The following is a 26,466-nucleotide window of genomic DNA, read 5'->3' on the forward strand; positions in this document are numbered from 1 at the left end:
GATGACTGACCGCGCAGACCCCGCGGCATCCGCGAAGGAGCCCGTCGCCGCGGCTCCCGCGGAAGAGGCGCTCGCCGTGGCGTCGGCCGTCGCCGGCACCGCCACGACCGAGGCGGTGGCGGCGGCCAACCCGCTGCGCGACCCGCGCGACAAGCGGCTGCCCAGGGTGGCAGGGCCGTGTGTGATGGTGTTGTTCGGCGTGACGGGTGACCTGGCCAAGCGCAAGCTGTTGCCGGCCATTTACGACCTGGGCAACCGAGGGCTGCTGCCGCCCGGCTTCTCGCTGGTCGGCTTTGCCCGGCGCGATTGGAAGGACCAGGATTTCGCCCAGTTGACGTACGAGGCCGTCAAGGCGCATGCGCGGACGCCGTTCCGCGAGGAGGTCTGGAAGCAGCTGCGCGAGGGCATCCACTTCGTGCCCGGCGAGTTCTCCGACGACGGCGCCTTCGACGCGCTCGCCATGGCGTTGGCCGAGATCGACGAGACCCGGGGCACGGGCGGAAACTACGCTTTCTACCTGTCGGTGCCGCCGAAGTTCTTCCCCGTGGTGGTGGAGCAGCTCAAGCGCACCCGCCTGTCCGACGCCCCCGACGGCTCGTGGCGGCGCGTGGTGATCGAGAAGCCGTTCGGCCACGACCTGCAGTCGGCCCACGAGCTCAACGAGATCACCACCTCGGCCTTCCCGGAGAGCTCGATCTTCAGGATCGACCACTACCTGGGCAAGGAGACCGTCCAGAACATCATGGCGCTGAGGTTCGCCAACAACCTCTACGAGCCCATCTGGAACCGCAGCTTCGTCGACCACGTGCAGATCACGATGGCCGAGGACATCGGCATCGGCGGCCGGGCCGGCTACTACGACGGCATCGGCGCCGCCCGCGACGTGATCCAGAACCACCTGCTCCAGCTGCTCGCGCTGGTCGCGATGGAGGACCCGACCTCGTTCGAGGCGGCCTCGCTGCGCCGGGAGAAGGAGAAGGTGCTCAAGGCCGTGCGGCTGCCGGCCAACCTGGGGCTCAACACCGCGCGCGGCCAGTACGCCGCCGGCTGGCAGGGCGGCGAGAAGGTCGTCGGCTACCTCCAGGAGGAGGGCATCTCGGCGGAGTCCACGACCGAGACGTACGCCGCGATCAAGCTGGAGATCGCCAACAGGCGCTGGGCCGGGGTGCCGTTCTACCTGCGCACCGGCAAGCGGCTGGGGCGCCGGGTGACCGAGGTGGCCGTGGTGTTCCAGCGGGCGCCGCACCTGCCCTTCAGCGCCGACGACACCGAGATCCTCGGCCAGAACGCGCTGGTCGTGCGCGTGCAGCCGGACGAGGGCATCACCGTGCGCTTCGGCTCGAAGGTGCCGGGCACGGCGATGGAGGTGCGCGACGTGTCCATGGACTTCGCCTACGGCGAGTCGTTCCTGGAGTCGTCGCCGGAGGCGTACGAGCGCCTGCTGCTCGACGTGATGATCGGTGATCCACCGTTGTTCCCGCACCAGCGGGAGGTGGAGCTGTCGTGGAAGATCCTCGACCCGATCGAGGAGTTCTGGGCCACGCAGGGCCAGCCGGAGGCGTACGAGTCGGGGTCGTGGGGCCCCGAGTCGGCCGACGCGATGATGGCCCGCGACGGCCGCGTGTGGAGGAGGCTCTGACATGACGACCTTCATGCTGACCGACACCACGGCAGGCAAGATCGCCGCCCAGTTCACGCACCTGCGGCACCAGATGGGCGCGCCGGCCATCGGCATGGTGCTCACGCTCGTCGTGGTGAGCGAGGAGCGCCACCAGTACGACGCGCTGCGCGCCGCCACCGAGGCGGCCCGCGAGCACCCGTCGCGCATCATCGTGGTGATCAAGCGCGAGGAGGACGAGCCGATCAGGCTCGACGCCGAGCTGCGCATCGGCGAGAACACGCCGGGCGAGGTCGTGGTGCTGCGCCTGTACGGCGAGCTGACCGAGCACGCCGACTCCGTCGTGAGCCCGCTGCTGCTGCCCGACACGCCCGTGGTGGCGTGGTGGCCGGGCGCGGCGCCGGACGCGCCGTCCAAGGACGCCATCGGGGCACTGGCGCAGCGGCGCATCACCGATGCCAAGGGCTTCGACGACGGCGGCGTCAAGTCGCTGGTGACCCGCGCCAAGGGCTACGCCCGCGGCGACACCGACCTGGCGTGGGCCCGGCTGACGCCGTGGCGCAGCCTGCTCGCCGCCGCGTTCGACCAGCCGGTGGGCAAGGTGCGCAAGGGCGTCGTCGAGGCGTCGGCGGGCCACCCCAGCGCGCCGCTGCTCGCGGCGTGGCTGTCGGAGCGGCTGGGCTGCTCGGTCAGGGTGACCGAGTCGGCGGGTCCCGGCCTGACCGCCGTACGCCTGCAGCTCGCCGAGGGTGAGCTGTCCGTCGTGCGCACCGACGCCCGGCTGGCCACGCTCTCCCGCCCCGGCCAGCCCGACAGGAACGTGGCACTGGCCAGGCGGCAGACGTCGGAGCTGATGGCGGAGGAGCTGCGCAGGCTCGACAGCGACGAGATCTACGAGGCCGCGGTGAAGCGGTTCGCGAGGACGTTCAAGGGATGAGCAAAGTGAGCGTGCCCAGCATCGTCGTGCACCGCGACGCCGACGTCCTGGCCAAGGCCGTGGCGGCGCGCATCATCACACGGCTGGTCGACGTGCAGTCGGCGAAGGGCTCGGCGTCGATCGTGCTGACGGGCGGCACGGTCGGCATCGCCACACTGGCCGCCATCGCGGCCACGCCCGCCAGGGACGCCGTCGACTGGCGGCGCCTCGACGTCTGGTGGGGCGACGAACGCTTCCTGCCCGACGGCGACAAGGAGCGCAACGAGACCGGCGCCCGCCAGGCGCTGCTCGACCACGTCGACGTCGATCCGGAGCGCGTGCACGTCATGCGCGGCTCCGACTCCGGCATGTCGGCCGAGGAGTCCGCCGACGCGTACGCCGCCGAGCTGCGCAAGGCGGCGCGACCCGAGGACCACGGCCCGGTGCCGGCCTTCGACGTGATGCTGCTCGGCATGGGGCCCGACTCCCACGTGGCGTCGCTGTTCCCCGGCATGCCCGCCCTGTACGACACGCGTCCCGTGGTGGCCGTGCACGGCTCGCCCAAGCCGCCGCCGACCCGCATCTCGCTGACCCTGCCCGCCATCCAGGCCTCGCGCGAGGTGTGGGTGGTCGCGGCCGGTGAGGAGAAGTCGGGCGCGGTGCGGATGGCGCTGTCCGACTCCGGCCCCGTCCAGGTGCCGGCGGCGGGGGCGCGGGGGCGCGGGCGGACGTTGTTCCTGCTCGACCGGGCCGCTGCGGCCAAGATCCCGCCCGGCCTCGGCCGCCACGCCTCTCCCTGACCCGGCCCGCGAGCCACCGGCCTCGCGGGTTCGCCCAGGTCATTCCGGGCCCGGTCTCCTCGTGAGACCGGGCCCGTCCTGTTCGCCTTCGAGCGGCTTCTGCCGCGTCAGGCCGTCGCGGTGAGGGCGTCGATCTCGGCGAGCAGCGCCTGCTTGCGCTCTTCGGCCAGGTACGACGCCCGCACCCCGTTACGTGCCAGCTCGGCCAGGTCCTGCCGGCCGAGCCCGAAGACCCGGGCGGCGACCCGGTACTCGTCGGCCAGCGTGGTCGCGAACATGGGCGGGTCGTCGCTGTTCAGCGTCACGAACAGGCCCTCGGCCAGCAGGCGGGGCAGCGGGTGGTCCTCGATGCGGCCGATCTGGCCGGTGCACAGGTTCGAGGTGGGGCACACGTCGAGCGGGATCCCGGTCTCGCGCAGGTGGGCCACCAGGCGGGGGTCGTCCAGGCAGTTGATGCCGTGGCCGATGCGCTCGGCGCCGTAGTGCTCGACGACCTCCCAGATCGTCTCGGGCCCGCTCATCTCCCCGCCGTGCGGGACGCTGTGCAGCCCGGCCGCCCGCGCGGCGGTGAACGCGGCGCGGTAGGCGTCGCGGTACTTCGGGCGTTCCTGCTCGATCCCGCCGATGCCGAAACCTACCAATGCGGCGGGAGGTTCCTGCAGGGCGTGCTCCAGCGTCACCTTGGCGGCCTCCTCGCCGTACTCGCCGGGGATGTCGAAGATGTACGCCATCTCGACACCGTGCTCGGTGAGCGAGCGGCGGGCGGCCAGGTCGAGCGCCTCGGTGACCGCGCGCATGGGGAGCCCGACCACGCGGTGGGCGTACGGGGTGACCTGCAGCTCCGCGTAGCGGCCGCCCTGGGAGGCGAGGTCGCGGGCCAGGCCGAGCACGAGGGTGGCGATGTCCTCCGGCTCGCGTACGAGGGCGTTGACGGCGCCGTACACGCGGGCGAAGTGCGGGAAGTCGGTGAAGGTGTAGAAGCGGCGCAACTCCTCCTCGTCCGTGGGCACGCCGCTGCCGGGGTGGCGCCTGGCGAGCTCCAGGACGGTCGGCACCGAGGCGGAGCCGATGAGATGGACGTGCAGCTCGACCTTGGGCAGGGCGTCGATGAAGGCGTCGATGGTCATGCGGACGACCCTAGGACGGGCATTCCCCCGAAGAACAGGCTTTTCCGCTGAATCTCACACGACATTGTCAGTTTACTCGACTGGGTTAGGCTGAGGCGGTGACCAACGCCGAAGCGTACGATCGCGGCTTCGCCCACCTCAGCTGCCACACCGTCGGCCCCCTCCTCGCCAGGGCGTGCCCTGGCCGCGCGCCGCGCCTGCTCGACGTGGGCTGCGGCACCGGCGTGGTGACGGCCGCCGCGCTGGCGCTGGGCGCCGAGGTCACCGCCGTCGACGCCGACGCCGCCATGCTGGAGCTGGCCGCCCGGCGGCACCCGTACGCGACCGTGCGGCTCGCCGCCCTGCCCGACCTGCCGTTCGAGGACGGGCGTTTCGACGCGATCGCCGGCAACTTCGTCATCAACCACGTCCCCGACACCCGCGCGGCGCTCGCCGAGCTGCACCGGCTGCTGCGTCCCGGCGGCACGCTCGCGCTGACCTGGTGGAAGGGCGACGAGATGACCGCCACCAACGTCTTCGCCGACGCCATCGCCCAGGCGGGCATCCCCTACGACCCGCCGGTCAGGCCGTTCTCCGCCCACGACACCCCGTCCCGCTTCACGGCCCTGCTGACCGAGACGGGCTTCGGCGAACCGGCCGTGGAGTGCGTCCGCTGGCGGCACCAGGTCGACCTCGCGACGTGGTGGACCGACGTGGTGGCGGCGGGCGGCGCCCGCTTCGGCACGATCGCCGGCCGCCCGCCCGAGGTCGTGGCACGCGTCAGAGCCCACTACCTGAGGCTCGCGGCTCCGTACGGACAGGACGGCTTCCCCGTCTGCGCCTACCTCGCCACCGCCCACCGCCCCACGTAACCCCCGCGCCACCCCTGCGCGTCCGCCCGGCTCACCATCGCGGCCCGCCCCCGTCCGCGCCGGTCACCGTTCCAGCCGTTGCCGGGCGTGGCGTTCCTCCCGCTTCGTGACCTCCAGGCGCTGCCTGGCGTCGTCGAGCTTCTTGCGGGCCTTGGCGAGCTTCTTCTCCAGACGCTCCACCTTCTCCGCGCGCTCGTCGTACTCCCGCTGAGCGCTCTCCAGCGTCGCCAGCCACTCCCGGTGCGCCGCCTGGGCCTCCTCGCGCTCCTCGGCCTTCCTGGCCGCCTCCTCCTCGCGCCTGCGCGCCTCGGCGGCCTCGCCGGCCTCGCCGGCCTCGCCGGTCTCGTCGGCCTCCTCAGCGGCGCCCTTCTTCTTGGCGCGCGACGGCCGCGGCCGGGTGACGGGCGCGGGGGCGAAGCCGCTGTACCGCAGGGGCTTGGCCAGGCGGCCCCGCCGCACCTCGGCGGCCGCCTCCTCGTCCACGAGCGCCGCGTCCAGCGTCTGGTCCACCTCGGTGGCGGCGGCGGCCGACAGGTCGCCGGCCTGCCTGGCCAGGCGGCCCACCTTGGCGCTCACCTCGCCCCTGAGCCGGGTCAGCTCGGCCAGCTCGTCCGCGTCCTGCTCCTGCCAGGCAGCGCGCAGCCGCTCCCCCACCTCCAGCAGCTCGTCCAGCTCGGCGGAATGCTCGCGGGAGAGCCGGTTCACCGCCCAGGCCGACACCGTGGGCTTGCCCAGCTTCGCGATCTCCTTGGCGAGCCCGGCGTCGCCCGCCTCCTTGGCCGCGCGGGCCGCCTCCGCGCGGGCGGCGGTGAACTCCGGCGGCGGCACCCCGTACAGGCGGTCCGCCACCTCGTCGAGATCCACACAGGACAAATACCCCTCACGGCCGGTTTTCTAGCGCATAGTGGAGGCAGCCCCAGCCGAACGGAGGCCCCCGGTGTTCGAACGCTTCACCGACCGTGCGCGCAGGGTCGTCGTCCTCGCCCAGGAGGAGGCGCGGATGATGAACCACAACTACATCGGCACGGAGCACATATTGCTCGGCCTCATCCACGAGCGCGAAGGGCTCGCCTCCCTCGTGCTCGACGGGTGCGGCGTGCAGCTGGAGCGCGTACGCGCCTTCGTGGAGCGGGAGGTCGGCCACGGCGACAAACCGCCCGGCGGGCACATCCCGTTCACGCCGCGCGCCAAGAAGGTCCTGGAGCTGTCGCTGCGCGAGGCCCTGCAACTGCGCCACAACTACATCGGCACCGAGCACATCCTGCTCGGGCTCATCAGGGAGGGCGAGGGCCCGGCCGCCCAGGCGCTCGCCGACGCGGGCGCGGACCTGACGGACGTACGCCAGCGCGTGCTCAACCGCGTCGGCCGCGGCTCCAAGGAGCGCTCCGGCGAGATGCTCTTCTCCAACGACCCCTCATTGATCGACCGCCTCACCAGGATCCAGGAGAGCCTCGACCGCATCGAACGCCACCTCGGCATCCAGCGCGAAGAACCCGCCACGGACCGGCGCCAGAACGACGCGAGCGAGGACGAGACCGGCACGGGCTGACGCCGGTTCGCGGAGGTCAGCGCAGGGCGGCCACCGTGTCGAGTGGGTTGTCCAGGAGGCCGGCGAAGGCGAGCTCGGCCGCCCCGGCGAGCGTGGTGTCGTCGCCGAGCGCGGTCACGGCCAGCCGGACGCGTTCGCGCGAGACCGGCAGCACGTGCGCGTCCACGCGGGTGCGCACCCGTGGCGCGGCGCCCGGGTAGACGTCGCGCAGCATGCCGCCGAAGACCACGAGCGCCGGGTTGAACAGGTTGATGAGGTTGACGATGCCGACGCCGAGCCAGTCGCCGACGCGGTCGAGCGCGTGGCGGGCGCGGGCGTCGCCGGTGGCGGCGAGGGCGACGACGGTCCTGATGCCCTCGCGGCCGACGAGCTCGCCGGTCCGCCCCGCGTACCCGAGCAGCGCCTCCTCCCCCGCCTCCGCCTCCAGGCAGCCGCGCGATCCGCACAGGCAGGGCCGCCCGTCGAAGGGGTTGACCAGCATGTGGCCGAGCTCGCAGCCGTAGCCTCCGTCGCCGTCGAGCAGCTTGCCGCCGACGATGATGCCGCCGCCGACGCCGACGTCGCCGTGCAGGTAGATGAGGTTGTCGACGTCGCGGCCCGCCCCTCGTACGTGCTCGGCGACCGCGCCCAGGTGCGCCTCGTTGCCCACCTCGACCGGCAGCCCGAGCCCGAGCCCGGCGGCCAGCTCGGCGCCGAACGCCTGGTCCACCCAGCCGAGATGCGGCCCGTAGCGTACGGTGCCGTCGGCCCGCCTGATCAGCCCGCAGTACGACGCCCCGACCCCCACGCACACCGACCCGGGAGCGGCTTCGGCGACCAGTTCGCGGCCGAAGGCGGCGAGGACGCCGACGACGTCCTCCAGATCGACCCCGGCCCGCGTGCGCACGGCCTCACGCCGGTCGAGCACCCGCCCGCCGAGCCCCACCCGGGCCGCGAGCAGCCGGTCCACGGCGACGTCGAACGCGAGCCCGTAGAGCCGCTCCTGCTCGGGCACGACCACGATGGACGGCCGCCCCGCACGCCCCCGGCTGCCGGGCACCCCCTCGCGGACGAGCCCGGCCGCGGCCAGCTCGGCCGTCAGGTCCATGATCGTGCTGCGGTTGAGTCCCATGCGGCGGCTCAGCGCGGCCCGCGACACCGCCCCCTCTTTGTGCACGCGCCGCAGCACCTCGCTCAGGTTCCGCTGCCGCAGCTGCTCCTGCGTCCGCGCGCCCGCCGCCGTCGCCGTCACCCTCGCCAGCTTAGAACGAGTTCCCGTACGAGCCCAGCGAGGCGGCTCCCGATCTAGGCCGGCACCACCGCGCCCACCGGCAGCCGCGCCTCGACCACTCCGGGGTCGTCGGTGTAGCCGAGCGTGGCGCCCAGCGAGACGAGCAGCCGGCGCATCCGTGCGTTGTCGGACAGCATGGACGCCTTGACCTCGGCGTAGCCCAGGTCGCGGGCCGTGCGGACGAGCATCCGCGCCATCGCCGTGCCGAGACCGCGCCCCTGCCAGCGGTCCTCGACCAGGAAGGCCATCTCCGCGATGCCGGGGTCGGGGGTGAACAGCAGGTTGGCCATGCCCACGACCTGCCCGTCGTGCCCGGCGACCAGCGAGTGGCCCTTGTTCCTGTCGCAGAGCCGGTCGAACATGCGCGGCGGCAGCGTCGGCATCGCGGTGAAGTAGCGGAACCTGCGCGATTCGGGCGAGCAGCGGTCGTGCAGGTCGCGTACGGCCTCGCGGTAGATCGAGGTGAGCGGCCGCACGGTCACCTCCACGCCGTCGGCGAGCTTGATCGCGCGCTCGGCGGCGGGCTGCTCGGTGGCGGGCTGGGCGAGCCTGGCGAAGGCGGCCGCCCTGGCCGCCTCGGTCAGGGTGAAAGGCAGCTCCGCGCGGCGCAGCCGGACCGCCCGCTTGGGCGCGACCGGCACGAGGAGCTGGGTCGGGTCGGGAAGATCACTCACGGCCTCACCATAGATCCACCTGGCGTCGTCCGCGCGCAGCAGCTCGGCCAGCAGCTCGGGCAGCCGCCACGGCATCGTGCGCAGCCTGGAGGCCAGCAGCAGCGCCCTGGTGGGCTCGTCGGTCAGCTCGTGGGCGGTGGCCGGCACCACCTGGACGCGGCGGCCGCCGGCCGCCTCCAGGGCCTCGCGCACGGTCTCGGGCGCGGCGGGGATCTCGGCGACGAACTCGTCGACGGTGCCTTCCGTGTCGGACTGTACGCTCAGGCCGAGGATGTTGCCGCCCCTGTCGGCCAGGGCCGCGGCCAGCGAGGCCAGCCGGCCGGGCCGCTCGTCCACCGTGGTGCGGATGCGCAGGAATCCCATGCGTCAGAGCCTGCCGCGCGGCTGTTACGCGGCCGCTACCGACGTGTTTACATCGCGTGATTCATCGCCAGATGTCCGCTTATATCGCCCTATGTCACCTCGGGACCCTGGAGGCCAGCGGGCACGGCAAGATGGAGCGACTGCGAGAAAGGACACACGCGATGGACATCCTCTTCCGCGGCGGCCGGGTCTTCACCCCCGAGGGCGTCGTGACCGCGGCCGTGCTGGTGCGGGGCGGCGTGATCGCCGCCGTGGGGCCGGAGGGGGAGCTGGCGCGCAAGCCGCACGAGACGGTCGATCTCGGCGGCGGCCTGCTGGTGCCGGGTTTCACGGACGCGCACATGCACCCGATTCAGGCGGGCCTCGAACGCGCAAAGTGCGACTTGTCCGAAGTTTTCGGCCTTGAGGCGTACAAAGAAAAGATCGCGGACTATGCCGCGAAAAATCCGGATAAAGAGTGGATCGATGGCGGCGGATGGGACATGTCGGCATTCCCCGGCGGTCTTCCCCACCGGGACGAGATCGACTTTCTCGACCGCCCCGCCTATCTGATCCAGCGCGACCACCACGCCGCCTGGGTCAACACCCGGGCACTCGAACGCGCCGGCATCACCCGCGACACCCCCGACCCCGCCGACGGCCGCATCGAGCGCGACGCGAGCGGCGTGCCGACGGGCGTCCTGCACGAGGGCGCGATGGACCTCGTCGGCCTGCTCACCCCCCGCCCGACCGCCCAGGACCTCCAGGACGCGCTGGCGGACTCCGAGCGGCACCTGTTCTCGCTGGGCGTCACCGGCTGGCAGGACGCCATCGTGGGCTCGTACGCGGGCTCCGACGACCCGTTGCCCACCTACCTGTCCGCGGCCCGCTCAGGGCGCCTCCGGGCCCGCGTGACGGGCGCCCTGTGGTGGGACCGCACCCGGGGATCGGACCAGGTCGAGGACCTGGAGGCGAGGCGCGCGTCGGCGGCGGGCCTGGAGCGGTTCACGGCCGGCTCGGTGAAGATCATGCAGGACGGCATCACGGAGAACTTCACCGCCGCCACGCTGGAGCCGTACTGCCTGTGCGGGGGCACGGGCCTGTCGTACGTGGACCCCGTCAAGCTCAAGGAGTACGTCGCCGAGCTGGACAGGCGCGGCTTCCAGGTGCACTTCCACGCCATCGGCGAGCGCGCGGTGCGCGAGGCGCTCGACAGCCTGGAGGGCACCGACCCGGCCAACCGCCACCACATCGCCCACCTGCAGATCATCGAGCCGTCCGACGTGCCGCGCTTCGCCGCGCTCGGCGTCACGGCCAACCTGCAGCCGCTGTGGGCCACCCACCACGCGCAGATGGACGAGCTGACCCTGCCCTACCTGGGCGAGCCGCGCTCGTCGTGGCAATATCCGTTCGCCGACCTGGTGGCCTGCGGCACCCGGCTGTGCGCCGGCAGCGACTGGCCGGTCTCCAGCGCCGACCCGCTGCAGGGCATGCACGTGGCGGTCAACCGTACGGAACCAGGCGGCTCGGTGCACGCCGGCTACCCGACCGCGCAGACGCCGTTCCTGCCCGGCCAGCGCATCGGCCTGGCGACGGCGATGCGGGCCTACACCGAGGGCTCGGCCTGGATCAACCGCTCACCGGCGGGGCGCATCGAGCCGGGCAGGCCCGCCGACCTGGTGGTGCTCGACCGCGACCCGTTCGCGCTGCCGCCCGGCGACATCTGGACGACGCGGGTGCGGATGACGTTCGTGGACGGCGAGATCGTGCACGAGAGGGCCTGAGACAGGCCGAAGGGGCCCCGGCGTCGCCGGGGCCCCTTCTTCTACCACCGCTACCAGGGGGACTTGCTGCTGCGCAGGCGTTCCAGTGCCTCCTCGAGGATCGCCTTGCCGTCCTTGTCGCTCCTGCGCTCCTTCACGTAAGCCAGGTGCGTCTTGTACGGCTCGTTCTTCGGCGGGGCAGGCGGGGCCTCCTCGTCCTGGCCGGCTGGGAGGCCACAACGGGGGCAGTCCCACAGCTCGGGGACCGCCGCGTCGCTGGCGAAACTGGGGCGCGTCTCGTGCATGTTGGCGCACCAGAACGAGACCCGCACTCTCGGAGCTGCCTCGCCGCGCTCGGCCTCCCCCATCGGGCCGGCGCCGACACGGCTGCCACGGATCGCGTTGCCACTACCCACGGATGAACTCCTCGCTCGATCGCCCCGTGTGCGGACACGGGGGGAGAATCACTGTCACGCGTTAACTGATTGCTCAGGACCGCAGAAGCAGGCCCAGAGCGATGATGCAGACGAACCAGACCACGCCCGTGATGACGGTCAGCCGGTCGAGGTTGCGCTCCACCACCGAGGAACCACCGAAGTTCGACGAGAAACCGCCGCCGAACATGTCAGACAGGCCACCACCCTTGCCCTTGTGGAGCAGGACGAGCAGGATCATGAGAAGGCTCGCCAGGATGAGGGCGATGGAGATTCCGAGTTCCACGGTATGCCTGTTCCTTCGATGCTCTGTTACGCGTGACGATTCAAACTTGCCTCTTGAGGGTACGACCTGATGTCAAGTCGCACCCCCAGAACGGCCGAGTTAGCCGGGTATATCAGAGAATCGGCAGATCTTCGCGAACTCCCCGGCGTCGATGCTGGCACCGCCCACGAGCGCGCCGTCGACATCCGGCTGAGCCATGATCCCCGCGATGTTCCCTGACTTGACCGAGCCACCGTAAAGGATACGGACCCCCGAGGCCACTTCGGTGTCGTAGAGCTCAGCGAGTCTCACTCGCAACGCCCCGCAGACCTCCTGCGCGTCCTCAGGGGTGGCCACCTCGCCGGTGCCGATCGCCCACACCGGTTCGTAGGCCACCACTATCGATTTTGCCTGCTCGGCGTCGATTTTGCGCAGCGCGCCGTCGAGTTGGCCGAGACTGTACGCGATGTGGCGGCCCTCTTGACGCACCTCCAGGCCCTCGCCCACGCACAGGATGGGCGTCAGCGAGTGGCGGTAGGCCGCCTGCACCTTGGCGTTGACGAGGTCGTCGTCCTCGCCGTGGTATTGGCGGCGCTCGGAGTGGCCGATCGTCACGTAGGTGCAGCCGAGCTTGGCCAGCATGACGCCCGACACCTCACCGGTGTAGGCGCCCCCGTCGTGCCTGGACAGGTCCTGGGCGCCGTACACGATCCTGAGCTTGTCGCCGTCGACCAGGGTCTGGACGCTGCGCAGGTCGGTGTAGGGAGGCAGGACGGCGACCTCGACCTTGTCGAAGTCCTTGTCGTTGAGCGCGAAGGCCAGCTTCTGGACCAGCGCGATGGCCTCGAGATGGTTGAGGTTCATCTTCCAGTTGCCGGCGATGAGCGGCTTGCGCTGCAACTCTCAGTCCTCCAGGGCCGCGAGTCCGGGGAGGGTCTTGCCCTCGAGATATTCGAGGCTGGCCCCGCCACCCGTGGAGATGTGCGAGAAGCCGTCCTCGGGCAGGCCGAGCCTGCGTACGGCGGCCGCGGAGTCGCCGCCGCCCACCACGGTGAACGCGTCGGCGCCGATGAGCGCCTCGGCCACGGCCTTGGTGCCGCCGGAGAACGCGTCGAACTCGAACACGCCCATCGGCCCGTTCCAGAACACGGTCCTGGCGTCGGCGACCTTGCTCGCGAACAGCTCGCGCGTCTTCGGCCCGATGTCGAGCCCCTCGCGGTCGGCCGGGATCGCGGTGGCCTCGACCACGTCGTGCTCGGCGTCGGGGGCGTAGGTGACCGCCGCGAGCACGTCGACGGGCAGCACCAGCTCGACGCCGCGCCGCCCGGCCTCGTCGAGGAAGCCGCGCACCTGGTCGAGCTGGTCCTCCTGCAGCAGCGAGTTGCCGACCTCGTGGCCCTGGGCCTTGAGGAACGTGTACGCCATGCCGCCGCCGATGAGCAGCCTGTCGACCTTGGTCAGCAGGTTGGCGATGACCCCCAGCTTGTCGGAGACCTTGGCGCCGCCGAGCACGACCACGTAGGGGCGCTCGGTGTCCTCGGTGAGCCTGCGCAGCACCCCGACCTCGGCCTCGATCAGCCCGCCCGCCGCGTGCGGCAGCAGCCTGGGCACGTCGTAGACGCTGGCGTGCTTGCGGTGCACGGCGCCGAAGCCGTCGCCGACGTAGAGCTCGGCGAGGCCGGCCAGCCTCTCCGCGAACGCGCCGCGCTCGGCGTCGTCCTTGGACTCCTCGCCCGGCTCGTAGCGGAGGTTCTCCAGCAGGGCCACCTGGCCGTCCTGGAGCGCCTCCACCGTGCTCGCGGCGCTGTCGCCGACCACGTCGGTGGCGAAGGCGACGTCCTGGCCGAGCAGCTCGCCCAGGCGGGCCGCGACGGGCCGCAGCGAGTATTTCGGCTCGGCCTTGCCCTTGGGCCTGCCCAGGTGGGCGCAGACGACGACCTTGGCGCCCCGCTCCAGCAGGGCCCTGATCGTCGGGACCGACGCGCGGATGCGGCCGTCGTCGGTGATCGTCTCCCCGTCGAGGGGGACGTTGAGGTCGGCGCGCACGAGCACGCGCCGCCCCTTCACGTCGAGATCGTCGAGCGTGCGCATGCTCATGCTCCCGTTCCTGCGGGACACGCGGACGGCGCGCCCCGGTGTGTACGCGACCGCTCCGGCATCAGAGCCCGCGGCCCACCAGCTCGACCAGGTCGGCCAGGCGGTTGGAGTAGCCCCACTCGTTGTCGTACCAGCCGACGACCTTGACCTGGTTGCCGATCACCTTGGTGAGCCCGGCGTCGAAGATGCAGGAGGCCGGGTCGGTGACGATGTCGGAGGACACGATCTGGTCCTCGGTGTAGGTGAGGATGCCCTTGAGCGGGCCCTCGGCGGCGGCCTTGACCGCGGCGTTGACCTCCTCGACCGTGACGTCGCGGCCGACCTCGACGGTCAGGTCGGTGGCCGAGCCGGTGGGGATCGGCACGCGCATGGCGAAGCCGTCGAGCTTGCCCTTGAGCTCGGGCAGGACCAGGCCGATGGCCTTGGCGGCGCCGGTGGAGGTGGGCACCACGTTGAGCGCGGCGGCGCGGGCGCGGCGCAGGTCCTTGTGCGGGCCGTCCTGCAGGTTCTGGTCCTGCGTGTAGGCGTGGATGGTGGTCATCAGACCCTTCTCGATGGTGAAGGAGTCGTGGATGACCTTGGCCATCGGGGCCAGGCAGTTGGTGGTGCAGGAGGCGTTGGAGATGATCGTGTGCTGGGCCGGGTCGTACGCGCCGTCGTTGACGCCCAGCACGAGGGTGACGTCCTCGTTCTTCGCCGGGGCGGAGATGATGACCTTCTTGGCGCCGTTGTCGGCGTGCACCCTGGCCTTGGTGGCGTCGGTGAACAGGCCGGTCGACTCGACGACGACGTCGACACCGAGGTCGCCCCACGGCAGCTTGCCCGGGTCGCGCTCGGCGAAGACCTTGATCGACTTGCCGTCGACCGTGATCTCGTCGCCGCCGGCCTTCACCTCGTAGGGCAGGCGGCCCAGGATGCTGTCGTACTTCAGCAGGTGCGCGAGCGTCGCAACGTCGGTCAAGTCGTTGACCGCGACGATCTCGATGTCCTTGCCGCTGGCGGCGACAGCGCGCCAGAAGTTGCGACCGATGCGGCCGAAGCCGTTGACGCCTACGCGGATGCTCACGGGAACCGATCTCCTCGAACAGATGCGGGCTGGAAACCTCAATCACGAACCTTATCGGACCCAAATTGGTTTAGACCACTGCAGGTACCGGCATGTGAATCGGCGTTCCTACGACACGTTTTGCGAGGTTCGAGTAAAGTGCCCGACTCGTCGGAGTAAATTCGTGCATTCTCTGGGGGCTGAGATGTCACATAAGCGGTCCGGCCTACTATCCGGGCTCTTCATCGGCCTGCTCGCCGCGCTCGTCTGCGCGGCGGGACTGGGGGCGGCCGTGCTGTACCAGGAGAGCCTGCCGGAGGCGGTGATGAGCCTCGGGGGCGGAGTGCCCATCTCGCTGGCACTGTCGCTGCTCATCGCCCTCCTCGTCACGCTCGCCATGGGCGCCGTACGCCCGCGCAGCCTCCTGCTCGTCCCCCTCGCCGCCGTGTACGCGGGCGGCGCCGTCGCGGCCGGCCAGATCACCGGCTCGTCCGTGCTGATCGGCGCGGGCCTGCGCACGCCGGGCGAGCGCACGCCCGCCGACCTGTCCGACGTCAGCCTGCCCGTCTTCAACCAGGGTCTGCCGTACGCGCTGCGCGTCTACCGCGAGCCGCTGGCCGAGACCTGGCCGGCCTGGCTCTACATCGCCGTGGCCGCGCTGGCCGCGCTCGTCCTGCTCACCCTGCGGGTCCTGCGTGTGCGCCGGGCGCAGCGCGCCGAGACGCCCGACCAGCCGGAGGACTCCTCCGGCGAGCCGGAGTATCGAGCCCCGTTCGAGCCCGCCCAGCAGCCCGCCCCCAAGCCCACCACGGACCTGTTCACCCCGCGCAAGCCCGCCCGCGACTAGCCCGCCGCCCCCGGCGAGGGACGGGCAGCACCCCGTCCCTGGTCGCCGGCGAGTCCGGTCACGGGGCCAGCATGTCCACTGTGAGATTGGCCTCAGTGTTGGGGATGCCCAGGTCGGACGCCCTCTTGTCGGCCATCGCCAGCAACCGCCTGATGCGCCCCGCGATGGCGTCCTTCGTCAGCGGCGGGTCGGCGATCTGCCCCAGCTCCTCCAGCGACGCCTGCTTGTGCTCCACCCGCAGCCGCCCGGCCACCACCAGGTGCTCGGGCGCCTCGTCGCCGAGGATCTCCAGCGCCCGCTGCACCCGCGCGCCCGCCGCCACCGCGGCCCGCGCCGAGCGCCGCAGGTTGGCGTCGTCGAAGTTGGCCAGCCGGTTGGCGGTGGCCCGCACCTCGCGGCGCATCCGCCGCTCCTCCCAGGCCAGCACGCTGTCGTGCGCCCCGAGCCGGGTCAGCAGCGCGCTGATGGCGTCGCCGTCGCGGACCACCACGCGGTCCACCCCGCGCACCTCGCGCGCCTTGGCGTGGATCTTCAGCCGCCGCGCCGAGCCCACCAGCGCCAGCGCCGCCTCCGGCCCCGGGCAGGTGACCTCCAGCGACATCGACCGGCCTGGCTCGGTCAGCGAGCCGTGAGCCAGGAACGCGCCGCGCCAGGCGGCCTCGGCGTCGCAGGCCGCGCCCGCCACGACCTGACGCGGCAGCCCCCGCACGGGGCGGCCGTGGTTGTCGATGAGACCCGTCTGCCTGGCCAGCGCCTCACCGTCGCGGTAGACGCGTACGACGTAGCGCGAGCCCTTGCGCAGCCCGGCGGGAGCCAGCACCAGCACCTCGGCCTTGTGCCCGAACACCTCGCCGATGTCCTTGATCAGCCGCCGCGCGGTGGCGTTGGTGTCGAGCTCGGCCTCGATCACGATCCGCCCGCCCACCAGGTGCAGGCCGCTGGCGAACCGCAGCAGCGTCGAAACCTCCGCCTTGCGGCAGCACGGCTTCAGCACCGGCAGGCGGCTCAGCTCGTCCTTCACCACACCTGTCATCGCCATGCGTTAGTCCTCTCCCCCATTCAGACCGGCTCTCTTGAGTCTCTCGCACCTTCGCGCCACGCCGACCAGGATCAACGCTTCTGGAGGAAAATCTCGTCCAGGACGGAGGCAAGACGTCGTGGGTCATGCCGGGGCGAGCCGTCGGAGGCGGCCACGTCGGCCATGACGAGCCTGGCGCCGAGCGCGCCCGCCGCCTTGTCGAGGGCGTCGGGATCGTCGACGACCCCGGTGTCGGCGAGCACCACGTCGATCGACAGGCCGGGAGCGTGCTGCCTGAGCACCTCCAGGTGCTGCTGGGGGGAGAAGTCGTCGGTCTCGCCCGGCTGGGGGGCGAGGTTGAGCGTGACCAGCCTCTTCGCGCGGGTGGCGTGCAGCGCCCTGGCCAGCGCCGGCACCTTGAGGTGCGGCAGCACACTGGTGAACCACGACCCTGGCCCGAACACCACCCAGTCGGCCTCCTGCACCGCCGCGACCGCCTCCGGCCTGGCCGGCGGGTCCTCCGGCACCAGCGAGATGGCCTGCACGCGGCCGGGCGTCGAGGCGCAGGCCACCTGGCCGCGCACGGGCGAGATGACGCCGTCGAGCTCCACCTCGGCCACGATGTCGAGCGGCACCGAGGCCATCGGCAGCACCCGCCCGTGTGCGCCCAGCAGCCGCCCGACCCAGTCGAGACCGGCCACCGGGTCGCCGAGCAGCTCCCACAGCGCCACGATCAGCAGGTTGCCGACCGCGTGACCGTGCAGCTCGCCCTCACTGCGGAAGCGATGCTGGACGACCTCGCTCCAGGTGCTGCCCCACTCGTCGTCGCCGCACAGCGCGGCCAGCGCCATGCGCAGGTCACCGGGCGGCAGCACGCCCAGCTCACGGCGCAGCCGCCCGCTGGAGCCGCCGTCGTCGGCGACCGTTACCACGGCGGTCAACCGGTCGGTCACCATCCGTAAGGCCGACAGGGACGCGTAGAGCCCGTGGCCGCCGCCCAGCGCGACGACCGCCGGCCCGATGCCGGTCCTGCCGACGCCCAGGACGTCGGGTGCGCCCGTCATCGGTGACGGAACGCCGTCATCGGTCACTCCCGCCCCACATCCCGGTGGCTCACCTGGACCTCCATGCCGCGGTCACGCAGCCGGGCGGCGACCTGCTCGGCCATGGCCACGCTGCGGTGCTTGCCGCCGGTGCAGCCCACCGCGAGCGTCGCGTAGCTCTTGCCCTCGCGCGCGTAACCGGCCGCGACCACCTGCAGGACCTCCTCGTAGGCGTCGAGGAACTCCTTGGCCCCCGGCTGGCCGAGCACGTAGTCGCTGACCGCGGGATCGAGCCCGTTCATCGGCCGCAGCTCGGGCACCCAGTGCGGGTTGGGCAGGAACCGGCAGTCGACCACGAGGTCGGCGTCGACCGGCAGGCCGTACTTGAAGCCGAACGACACGACGTTGAGCCGCAGCCCCGGCCGGTCTTCGCCGCCGAAGAAGTCGACGATCTTGCCGCGCAGGTCGTGCACGTTGTGGGTAGAGGTGTCGATCACCAGGTCGGCGTTGGCGCGCACCTCGCGCAGGATGCCGCGCTCCCTGGTGATGCCGTCGACCAGCCGCCCCTCACCCTGCAGCGGGTGGGGCCTGCGGACGTTCTCGAACCTGCGCACCAGCTCCTCGTCGCTGGCCTCGAGGAAGACCACCCGCACGCGGACCCCGCGCCCTTCGAGCTCCTCGATGGCGGCGTTGAGGTCGGTGGTGAAGGCCAGGCTGCGCACGTCGACGACGGCGGCCACCTTGTCGGCGGCCAGCTTGACCTTGCCGGCCTCCTCGGCCATGGCGAACAGCAGCCCGGGCGGCAGGTTGTCGATGACGAACCAGCCCAGATCCTCGAGCGCCTTGGCGGCGGTGCTGCGCCCCGCCCCGGACATGCCGGTGACGATGACGAACGCCGGCTCGGTGCTCATCGTCTCACCTCATCCGCGGGCGGACAGGAACGTACGGCGTGCGCACCCTGGCATCCTGGCGAGATCAAGGTGACTCTCCCTTCAGCGTCGACACGATGACCTCGGCGATGGACGGGCCGATGCCGGGAACCTCGCAGATTTCGGCGGCAGTGGCCTCGCGTAGCTTTTTCACGGAGCCGAAGTGTCTGAGCAGCGCCTGCCTTCGCGCCGGCCCGAGGCCGGGCACGCCGTCGAGCGCGCTCTCCTTCACCGTCTTGGACCTCTTGGATCGATGGTAGGTGATGGCGAACCTGTGCGCTTCGTCCCGCACCCGTTGCAGCAGGTAGAGACCCTCACTTGAACGAGGCATGATCACCGGCTGGTCGTCGCCCGGCAGCCACACCTCCTCCAGCCGCTTGGCCAGGCCGCACACCGACACGTCGTCGATGCCGAGCTCGTCGAGCGCCCGCTGCGCGGCCGCCGCCTGAGGGCCGGCGCCGTCGACCACGACGAGGTTGGGCGGGTAGGCGAACTTGCGCGGCTTGCCGGTCTCCGGGTCGATGGGGCCGCCGCCCGCGTCGTCGTCGGCCGCCAGCTCGCCGGTGGCCGAACGCTCCTCCAGATAGCGGCGGAAGCGGCGGGTGATCACCTCGTAGATCGAGGCGACGTCGCCCTCCTTGGTCTTGACCGCGAAGCGCCGGTATTCGCTCTTGCGGGCCAGGCCGTCCTCGAAGACCACCATGGAGGCCACGACGTTCTCGCCCTGCAGGTGGGAGACGTCGTAGCACTCGACGCGCAGCGGCGCCTGGTCGAGGTCGAGCGCGTCGGCGATCTCCTGCAGCGCCTTGCTGCGCGTGGTCAGGTCGCTGGCGCGGCGGATCTTGTGCTGGGCCAGCGACTCCTTCGCGTTGCGCTCGACGGTCTCCATCAGCGACTTCTTGTCGCCGCGCTGCGGCACCCGCACCTCGACGCGGGCCCGGCGCTGCTCGGTCAGCAGCTCGGCCACCGCCTCGGTGTCGGGCGGCAGCGCGGGCACCAGCACCTCGCGGGGCATCGACTCGGCGCCCGCCTCGGCGTACATCTGCAGCAGGAACTGCTCGACCAGCTCGCCGGGCGAGGTCTCCTCGACCTTGTCGACCACCCAGCCGCGCTGGCCCCTGATGCGCCCGCCGCGCACGTAGAACACCTGCACGGCCGCTTCGAGCGGGTCTTCGGCCAGCGCGATCACGTCGGCGTCGGTGCCCTCGCCGAGCACGACGGCCTGCTTCTCCAGCGCCCGCTGCAACGCCTGGATGTCGTCGCGCAGCCGGGCGGCGCGTTCGTACTCCTGCTCGGCGGCCGCCTCGCGCATCTCCTTCTCGAGACGCCTGATGAAGCGGCTGGTGTTGCCCGCCATGAAGTCGCAGAAGTCCTCGGCCAGGTCACGGTGCTCCTCAGGAGTCACCCGGCCGACGCACGGCGCCGAGCACTTGTCGATGTAGCCCAGCAGGCACGGCCGCCCGATCTGCCCCGCCCGCTTGAACACCCCGGCGCTGCACGTGCGCACAGGGAAGACCCGCAGCAGCAGGTCGACGGTCTCGCGGATGGCCCAGGCGTGGGAGTAGGGCCCGAAATAACGGGTGCCCTTGCGCTTGGCTCCGCGCATGACCTGCACGCGCGGGAAGTCGTCGCCCATGGTGACCGCGAGGTAGGGGTAGGACTTGTCGTCGCGGTACTTGACGTTGAAGCGGGGGTCGAACTCCTTGATCCAGGAGTATTCGAGCTGCAGCGCCTCGACCTCGGTGCCGACGACCGTCCAGTCGACGTCGGCGGCCGTGGTCAGCATCGACTGCGTGCGGGGATGCAGCGCGGAGAAGTCGGCGAAATAGGAGTTGAGCCGCTGGCGCAGGCTCTTGGCCTTGCCGACGTAGATCACCCGGCCGTGCGCGTCCCTGAACCTGTAGACCCCCGGGGACTCCGGGATCGAACCCGGCCTGGGCCGGAAACTCAAGGTGTTAGCCGCTGATCTCGCCACGCCTGTCAGCCTAGTAGCCCATACCGACAGAGTTGCCCGCCGTACTCTTCGCGCTCGTACGGCGGGCACCTCATCAAATCGGCATGGTCAGGCCGGCATGGTCAGGCCGGCATGGTCAGGCCAGCATGATGCTGTCGCCCTCGACCTTGATCTCCTGCGCCGGCAGGGGCTTCTGCGCCGGCCCGCCGGACACGGATCCGTCGGCGATGGCGAACATGCTGTTGTGGCACGGGCACACGATCGCGCCGTTCTCGACGCTGGTGACCGGGCAGCCCTTGTGCGTGCACAACGCGCTGAACGCCTTGAACTCGCCCTCGGTGGGCTGCGTCACCACGATCTTCTGCTCCTTGAAGACCGTGCCGCCGCCCACCGGGATGTCGGCGGTCTTGGCCAGCGCGCCGCCGGCCGGGGCCTCGGACGCCGTCGCGCTCGCCTCGGGGGCACCCGACTGCGGGGCGCTCGACTCGGCTGGGGATGGCGCGGTCTGCGCCGTGTCGGTACCGGAGTCGCCGCTGCACGCGCTGATCGCCAGCGCCAGGCCACCCACGCCGACACTCGCGAACACCGCTCTGCGGCTCTGAAGGTCATCTGCCATGCGCCTCACCCAAGCGCACCCAGCTTAGAAATTCATGAGATGAGTCTCAGGCAAGTCTGATCTTCTCGCCGTCCACCTCGATCTGCTTCTCCTCCAGCGGGCTGCCCGCCGGTCCGTCCGTCACCGAGCCGTCGGCGATGCTGAACTTGCTGCCGTGGCAGGGGCAGTTGATCGTCTGGTTCGAGACGGAGGCGACCGTACAGCCCTGGTGGGTGCAGACCGCGCTGAACGCCTTGAACTCGCCGGCCGTCGGCTGCGTCACGACGACCTGCTGGTTCTTGAAGACCTTGCCCCCGCCCTCGGGGATGTCGCCGGTGTCGGCCAGCGCCTTCGCCTTGGCCTTCGCCTCGCCCTTCTTGGGTGCGGACGACGCCTCCTCCTCAACCGGCGCCTCCACGTCCGCCTCGGTCTCCGGCGTGCCGTAGCTCGCGCAGGCCGTCAGCACGGCCGCCAGGCCGGCGGTGCCGGCCCCGAAGACAACCGTCCGCCGCGTCGTTTCCGTCATCGTGCGTCCTCCCAGATCGGCTTTCACTCCCAGGTACGGCCCGCGCCCTGGCAGGGGTTCAGCGTGCCGCACCCCAATCGAGCCGACTACGCACAATTACCGATTGGCGAAACGCCTTCCGGCGGCCGGAGCTCAGCCGACGATCACGATGCCGTCGCCTTCCACCTTGACCGGGAAGGAGGGCAGCGACCCGGTGGCCGGACCCTTCGTCGCCTTACCGGTGTCCGCGGTGAACTCGCTGCCGTGGCACGCGCACCTGATGACGTTGTCCTTGGGCGTACCGACCTGGCACCCCTTGTGCGTGCACAGCGAGCTGAACGCCTTGAAGACTCCCGGCTCGGGCTGCGTCACCACGACCTTCAGGTCCTCGATGAGCTTCCCCCCGCCCACCGGCACGTCCGCCGTCTTGGCCAGCACCTTCCCCTTGAGGCTCGGCTGGGCCTGCGCGCCCCCTGATCCGCACGCGGTCAGCGCCGCCAGCCCACAGGCCGCCGCCCCCGCCGCACCCAGCATCTCCCGCCGCCCCAACCCGTTTCCGGACATGGCTCCGCCCCGATCTGTCCCGTCGCCTGATGTCTTTCGCGCGTACGAATGCGCGTGCCGTATCTGCCGGCCGCCGGTGTCGCCCCCGATGCGGCCATCATCGTGAGAACAGCTTATTGACGGCACCCCTCGGTCCGGTCAGCGGGTGGTACGCCCACGGTCAGCGCCACCCCCCACCCTCGGACCATGACCCTCCCCACCGGCCCAACCCCCACCGGCCCAACCCCCACTGGCCCGCTCACCTCTGACCGAGCCACGTCCGGCTCAGACGCCTCCAGCCCTGGCCCCTTCGACCCCACGCGGGCGGACCCGCTCCCCCTCGACCGAGCCACCTCGGGTCGGGGCGCTCCTGCCTCGGGCGTGCGTCCTCGATGGTGGCGGAGGCCGTGGGTGGCGCCGTTGATGGTGGTGGCGGCGGCGTTCGTGGCGTTCTCGCTGCCGCCGTACCTGTCGCTGGACCCCGCACAGTCACGAGTGCCGGCCCCTGACTTCTTCCCGCCGCACTTCGCGGTGCTCTCCCTGCACGTGGTGTTCGGCTCGATCGCGATGATCACGTGCTGCCTGCAGATCTGGCCGTGGTTCCGCGCCCGCTACCCCCGTGCACACCGCCGGATCGGCCGCGTGTACGTCTTCGCCGGCTGCCTCCCGAGCGGTCTCCTCGGACTGACCGTGGGCGTGGCGACACCATGGGGCCCGGTCACGATGGTCAGCAACGTCCTGCTGGCCCTGCTGTGGCTGGGCTGCACGCTGGCCGGCTGGCGGATGGCCAGGCAGCGCCGCTTCGCTGACCACCGCCGCTGGATGGTGCGGAGCTTCGCCCTGACCATGTCGATCGTCACCAACCGCATCTACGGCGTGCTGTTCGGAATCCTGTTCTTCCCCCAGCTCGACACGACCTTCAACGGCGACGAGACGCAGCTGATGCAGACGATCGCGGCCCTGAGCGCCTGGCTCGGCTGGGTGCTGCCCCTGCTGGTGGCCGAGTGGTGGCTGGAACGCACCGACGCCGCCAAGCGCCGCGCCCGCACCCGCGCCCACCGCTCAACCTGACGACCGACCACCACACCCGGCCACACCACACAACCTGACGACCGACCACCACACCCGGCCACACCACACAACCTGACAACCGACCACCACATCCGAGCACCCGACCAGCCACCTCGACCCATCGGCCACGACACCCGCCCCCTCGCCGACAGCCCCACGACCGGGCGATCCGCCCCCCGGGCGTCAGGGGGCGGATCGGGTGGGTCAGAGGGAGAGGATCTTGCGGAGGAAGCGGCCCGTGTGGCTCTCGTCCACCAGCGCGACCTCTTCCGGCGTCCCCGCCGCCACCAGCGTGCCGCCGCGCGACCCGCCCTCGGGACCCATGTCGATGATCCAGTCGGCGGTCTTGATGACGTCGAGGTTGTGCTCGATGACGATGACGGTGTTGCCGCCGTCGACCAGCCGCCCGAGCACGCCGAGCAGCCGCCTGATGTCCTCGAAGTGCAGCCCGGTGGTGGGCTCGTCGAGGACGTAGATCGTCCGCCCGGTCTGCCGCCGCTGCAGCTCGGAGGCCAGCTTGACGCGCTGCGCCTCACCGCCGGACAGCGTGGTGGCCGGCTGCCCGAGGCGTACGTAACCGAGCCCCACGTCGTTGAGCGTCTGCAGGTGCCGCTTGATGGCGGGGATCGCGTCGAAGAAGCCGAGGGCCTCTTCGATCGGCATGTCGAGCACCTCGGCGATCGTCTTGCCCTTGTAGTGGACCTCCAGCGTCTCCCTGTTGTAGCGGGCGCCGTGGCAGACCTCGCAGGGGACGTAGACGTCGGGCAGGAAGTTCATCTCGATCTTGATGGTGCCGTCGCCGGCGCACGCCTCGCAGCGCCCGCCCTTGACGTTGAAGCTGAAGCGCCCCGGCTGGTAGCCGCGCACCTTCGCCTCGGCCGTGGCCGCGAACAGCTTGCGGACGTGGTCGAAGACGCCGGTGTAGGTGGCCGGGTTGGAGCGCGGGGTGCGCCCGATCGGCGACTGGTCGACGTGGACGACCTTGTCGACCTGGTCCATGCCGTTGATGCGGGAGTGCCGCCCCGGCACCGTACGGGCGCCGTTGAGCTCTTTGGCCAGCGCGTTGTAGAGGATGTCGTTGACCAGCGTCGACTTGCCGGACCCCGACACCCCGGTGACCGCGGTGAACACGCCGAGCGGGAACTCGATGTCGACGCCCTTGAGGTTGTGCTCGCGCGCCCCCTTGACGGTGATCTGCCGCTTCTTGTCACGCTTGCGGCGCTTGGCGGGCACGGCGATGCTCCTGCGCCCCGACAGGTACGCGCCGGTCATCGACTCCTCGCTGGTGAGGAGGTCCTGGACGGTGCCGGACACGACGACCTGGCCGCCGTGCTCGCCGGCGCCCGGCCCGATGTCGACCACCCAGTCGGCGGCGGCGATGGTGTCCTCGTCATGCTCGACCACGATCAGCGTGTTGCCCATGTCGCGCAGCCTGATCAGGGTGTCGAGCAGCCGCATGTTGTCGCGCTGGTGCAGGCCGATGGACGGCTCGTCCAGCACGTAGAGCACGCCGACCAGGCCAGAGCCGATCTGCGTGGCGAGCCTGATGCGCTGCGCCTCGCCACCGGCGAGGGTGGCGGCGGCGCGGTCCATCGTGAGGTAGTCGAGGCCGACGTCGAGCAGGAAGCCCATGCGGGCGTTGATCTCCTTGACCACCCGCTCGGCGATCTGCATGTCGCGGTCGGACAGCTTGAGCGCGGCGAGGAACTTGGCGCACTCGCCGATCGACATCGACGAGACCTCGGCGATCGACTTCCCGGCGACCGTGACCGACAGACTGACCGGCTTGAGCCTGGCCCCCTTACAGGCGGGACACGGGATCTCGCGCATGTAGCCCTCGAAGCGCTCGCGCGCCGCGTCGCTCTCGGCCTCGGCGTGCCTGCGCTGCACCCACGGGATGACGCCGTCGTAGGTGGTGTAGTAGGCGCGCTGGCGGCCGAAGCGGTTGCTGTAGCGCACGTGGATCTGCTCTTCGTGCCCGTAGAGCAGCGACTTCTGGGCCTTCTTCGGCAGCCGCTCCCACGGCGTGTCGAGGCCGAACCCCATGGCGTGGCCGAGCGCCTCGATCAGCCTGGTGAAGTATTCGCTGGTGTGGCCGCCCGACCAGGGGTGGATGGCGCCGTCGCCGAGCGCGCGCTCGGGGTCGGGCACGACGAGGTCGGGGTCGACCTCCATCTTGGTGCCGAGACCTGTGCACTCGGGGCAGGCGCCGAACGGCGAGTTGAAGGAGAACGAGCGCGGCTCCATCTCCTCGAACGACAGGTCGTCGTAGGGGCAGTAGAGGTGCTCGGAGTAGAAGCGCTCGCGGTTGGGGTCGTCTTCCGGCAGGTCGACGAACTCCAGCGTGATCGTGCCGCCGGACAGCTGCAGCGCCGTCTCGACGGAGTCGTTGAGCCGCCGCCGCGCCGACTCCTTGACCGACAGGCGGTCGACGATGACCTCGATGTCGTGCTTCTCGTACTTCTTCAGCGTCGGCGGCTCCTCCAGCCGCACGACGGTGCCGTCGACCCGCGCCCTGGCGAAGCCCTTGGTCTGCAGCTCGCGGAACAGCTCGGCGTATTCGCCCTTGCGCCCCCTGACGACCGGCGCGAGGACCTGGAACCTGGTGCCCTCTTCGAGGTCCATCACGCGGTCGACGATCTGCTGCGGCGACTGGCGGGCGATCGGGCGCGCGCACACCGGGCAGTGCGGCTTGCCGATGCGGGCCCACAGCAGCCGCAGGTAGTCGTAGACCTCGGTGATGGTGCCGACGGTGGAGCGGGGGTTCTTGCTGGTGGCCTTCTGGTCGATGGAGACCGCCGGCGACAGGCCCTCGATGAAGTCGACGTCGGGCTTGTCCATCTGGCCGAGGAACTGGCGGGCGTACGCCGACAGCGACTCGACGTAGCGCCGCTGGCCCTCAGCGAAGATCGTGTCGAAGGCCAGGCTCGACTTGCCCGAGCCGGATAGGCCGGTGAAGACGATCAGCGAGTCTCGCGGCAGATCCAGCGAGACGTCTTTGAGGTTGTGTTCTCGTGCACCACGCACGATCAGGCGGTCAGCCACGGCGATCCCGGAAGTCGAAAGGCGGATAGGTCCACGGGGGATGGTAGACGGCGGCTCCGACAATTTCGGCGGCCCGATCCACGGCCCCCGAAAATCCGTCTCTCCCAGGTTACGGCCATCTCCCGGCAGGGGAGGACCCCTTGGAATGTCAACTCGCTGACCTGC

General features: G+C 71.0%; 24 protein-coding genes and 1 pseudogene. 8 read left to right on the forward strand and 17 right to left on the reverse strand.

Annotated elements, in window-relative coordinates; translation table 11 throughout:
• The first annotated feature begins 1 nt into the window (after position 1).
• The 3 genes from zwf to pgl are packed head-to-tail and all read left to right on the forward strand — an operon-like array spanning position 2 to position 3,334.
• Positions 2-1,639 carry a glucose-6-phosphate dehydrogenase gene (zwf, locus tag AB0K28_RS41035; protein WP_364381080.1) on the forward strand — a complete coding sequence of 546 codons (1,638 nt, stop codon included), beginning with the start codon at positions 2-4 and terminating at the stop codon, positions 1,637-1,639.
• A 1-nt stretch (position 1,640) separates the two neighbouring features.
• On the forward strand, positions 1,641-2,555 hold the full coding sequence (locus AB0K28_RS41040) for a glucose-6-phosphate dehydrogenase assembly protein OpcA (RefSeq protein WP_345386141.1): 915 nt from the start codon (positions 1,641-1,643) through the stop codon (positions 2,553-2,555).
• A gap of 5 nt (positions 2,556-2,560) precedes the next feature.
• Positions 2,561-3,334 (forward strand): 6-phosphogluconolactonase, encoded by a 774-nt coding sequence (pgl, locus tag AB0K28_RS41045; protein WP_364381188.1) that lies wholly within the window; start codon positions 2,561-2,563, stop codon positions 3,332-3,334.
• Positions 3,335-3,441: 107 nt separating this feature from the next.
• Here pgl and add read toward each other — a convergent pair whose 3' ends face one another.
• Positions 3,442-4,461, reverse strand: a complete 1,020-nt coding sequence (gene add, locus AB0K28_RS41050) for an adenosine deaminase (protein WP_345386143.1) — start codon at positions 4,459-4,461, stop codon at positions 3,442-3,444.
• 98 nt (positions 4,462-4,559) lie between these two features.
• On the opposite strand from add, the gene AB0K28_RS41055 reads away from it, so the two are divergent.
• Positions 4,560-5,312 (forward strand): methyltransferase domain-containing protein, encoded by a 753-nt coding sequence (locus AB0K28_RS41055; RefSeq protein ID WP_364381084.1) that lies wholly within the window; start codon positions 4,560-4,562, stop codon positions 5,310-5,312.
• A 63-nt stretch (positions 5,313-5,375) separates the two neighbouring features.
• Here the strand turns inward: AB0K28_RS41055 and AB0K28_RS41060 are convergent, their stop codons facing one another.
• Complete coding sequence (locus AB0K28_RS41060; RefSeq protein WP_364381087.1) at positions 5,376-6,176, reverse strand: hypothetical protein; 801 nt, start codon at positions 6,174-6,176, stop codon at positions 5,376-5,378.
• Between the two features lie 73 nt (positions 6,177-6,249).
• Between AB0K28_RS41060 and AB0K28_RS41065 the strand changes: the two are divergent.
• Positions 6,250-6,666, forward strand: a pseudogene (locus tag AB0K28_RS41065) (Clp protease N-terminal domain-containing protein); the annotation flags it as partial.
• Between the two features lie 211 nt (positions 6,667-6,877).
• On the opposite strand, the gene AB0K28_RS41070 reads toward AB0K28_RS41065, so the two are convergent.
• Positions 6,878-8,101 carry an ROK family protein gene (locus AB0K28_RS41070; RefSeq protein WP_364381191.1) on the reverse strand — a complete coding sequence of 408 codons (1,224 nt, stop codon included), beginning with the start codon at positions 8,099-8,101 and terminating at the stop codon, positions 6,878-6,880.
• A 44-nt stretch (positions 8,102-8,145) separates the two neighbouring features.
• Positions 8,146-9,168 (reverse strand): GNAT family N-acetyltransferase, encoded by a 1,023-nt coding sequence (locus AB0K28_RS41075; RefSeq protein ID WP_364381090.1) that lies wholly within the window; start codon positions 9,166-9,168, stop codon positions 8,146-8,148.
• 161 nt (positions 9,169-9,329) lie between these two features.
• Between AB0K28_RS41075 and AB0K28_RS41080 the strand changes: the two genes are divergently transcribed.
• Positions 9,330-10,931, forward strand: a complete 1,602-nt coding sequence (locus tag AB0K28_RS41080) for an amidohydrolase (RefSeq protein WP_364381093.1) — start codon at positions 9,330-9,332, stop codon at positions 10,929-10,931.
• 50 nt (positions 10,932-10,981) lie between these two features.
• Here AB0K28_RS41080 and AB0K28_RS41085 read toward each other — a convergent pair whose 3' ends face one another.
• From AB0K28_RS41085 to gap, 5 genes are all read right to left on the reverse strand, one after another.
• On the reverse strand, positions 10,982-11,326 hold the full coding sequence (locus tag AB0K28_RS41085) for an RNA polymerase-binding protein RbpA (protein WP_355421780.1): 345 nt from the start codon (positions 11,324-11,326) through the stop codon (positions 10,982-10,984).
• Between the two features lie 73 nt (positions 11,327-11,399).
• Positions 11,400-11,630: a preprotein translocase subunit SecG gene (secG, locus tag AB0K28_RS41090; RefSeq protein ID WP_345386151.1), complete on the reverse strand. Its 231-nt coding sequence runs from the start codon at positions 11,628-11,630 to the stop codon at positions 11,400-11,402.
• 99 nt (positions 11,631-11,729) lie between these two features.
• Positions 11,730-12,509: a triose-phosphate isomerase gene (gene tpiA, locus AB0K28_RS41095; protein ID WP_364381097.1), complete on the reverse strand. Its 780-nt coding sequence runs from the start codon at positions 12,507-12,509 to the stop codon at positions 11,730-11,732.
• 3 nt (positions 12,510-12,512) lie between these two features.
• Entirely contained in the window at positions 12,513-13,700 is a 1,188-nt protein-coding gene (locus tag AB0K28_RS41100) for a phosphoglycerate kinase (protein WP_364381194.1), read from the reverse strand.
• A gap of 67 nt (positions 13,701-13,767) precedes the next feature.
• On the reverse strand, positions 13,768-14,772 hold the full coding sequence (gene gap, locus AB0K28_RS41105; protein WP_345386153.1) for a type I glyceraldehyde-3-phosphate dehydrogenase: 1,005 nt from the start codon (positions 14,770-14,772) through the stop codon (positions 13,768-13,770).
• Between the two features lie 184 nt (positions 14,773-14,956).
• Here gap and AB0K28_RS41110 point away from each other — a divergent pair, with 184 nt between their 5' ends.
• Positions 14,957-15,598 (forward strand): hypothetical protein, encoded by a 642-nt coding sequence (locus AB0K28_RS41110; RefSeq protein WP_364381100.1) that lies wholly within the window; start codon positions 14,957-14,959, stop codon positions 15,596-15,598.
• Positions 15,599-15,656: 58 nt separating this feature from the next.
• On the opposite strand, the gene whiA is transcribed toward AB0K28_RS41110, so the two are convergent.
• The 7 genes from whiA to AB0K28_RS41145 form a co-directional block, all read right to left on the reverse strand.
• Complete coding sequence (gene whiA, locus AB0K28_RS41115; RefSeq protein ID WP_026214667.1) at positions 15,657-16,637, reverse strand: DNA-binding protein WhiA; 981 nt, start codon at positions 16,635-16,637, stop codon at positions 15,657-15,659.
• Between the two features lie 71 nt (positions 16,638-16,708).
• Positions 16,709-17,680, reverse strand: coding sequence for a uridine diphosphate-N-acetylglucosamine-binding protein YvcK (gene yvcK, locus AB0K28_RS41120; RefSeq protein WP_364381103.1), 972 nt, complete (start codon positions 17,678-17,680; stop codon positions 16,709-16,711).
• A gap of 23 nt (positions 17,681-17,703) precedes the next feature.
• Positions 17,704-18,570, reverse strand: a complete 867-nt coding sequence (rapZ, locus tag AB0K28_RS41125) for an RNase adapter RapZ (protein ID WP_364381106.1) — start codon at positions 18,568-18,570, stop codon at positions 17,704-17,706.
• Between the two features lie 64 nt (positions 18,571-18,634).
• Positions 18,635-20,563, reverse strand: a complete 1,929-nt coding sequence (gene uvrC / locus AB0K28_RS41130) for an excinuclease ABC subunit UvrC (RefSeq protein WP_364381109.1) — start codon at positions 20,561-20,563, stop codon at positions 18,635-18,637.
• A gap of 115 nt (positions 20,564-20,678) precedes the next feature.
• Positions 20,679-21,158, reverse strand: coding sequence for a Rieske (2Fe-2S) protein (locus tag AB0K28_RS41135; protein ID WP_345386159.1), 480 nt, complete (start codon positions 21,156-21,158; stop codon positions 20,679-20,681).
• Between the two features lie 46 nt (positions 21,159-21,204).
• Entirely contained in the window at positions 21,205-21,663 is a 459-nt protein-coding gene (locus AB0K28_RS41140; RefSeq protein ID WP_364381112.1) for a Rieske (2Fe-2S) protein, read from the reverse strand.
• A 132-nt stretch (positions 21,664-21,795) separates the two neighbouring features.
• Positions 21,796-22,206: a Rieske (2Fe-2S) protein gene (locus tag AB0K28_RS41145; RefSeq protein ID WP_364381115.1), complete on the reverse strand. Its 411-nt coding sequence runs from the start codon at positions 22,204-22,206 to the stop codon at positions 21,796-21,798.
• Positions 22,207-22,596: 390 nt separating this feature from the next.
• Between AB0K28_RS41145 and AB0K28_RS41150 the strand changes: the two genes are divergently transcribed.
• Positions 22,597-23,256, forward strand: a complete 660-nt coding sequence (locus AB0K28_RS41150; protein ID WP_364381118.1) for a DUF2306 domain-containing protein — start codon at positions 22,597-22,599, stop codon at positions 23,254-23,256.
• A gap of 204 nt (positions 23,257-23,460) precedes the next feature.
• Here the strand turns inward: AB0K28_RS41150 and uvrA are convergent, their stop codons facing one another.
• A complete protein-coding gene (gene uvrA, locus AB0K28_RS41155) occupies positions 23,461-26,301 on the reverse strand; it encodes an excinuclease ABC subunit UvrA (protein WP_364381121.1) in 2,841 nt (946 codons plus the stop codon).
• Positions 26,302-26,466: the final 165 nt, after the last annotated feature.

The sequence above is a fragment of the Nonomuraea sp. NPDC049504 genome (genome assembly GCF_040676845.1).
Classification (GTDB): Bacteria; Actinomycetota; Actinomycetes; order Streptosporangiales; family Streptosporangiaceae; genus Nonomuraea; species Nonomuraea salmonea.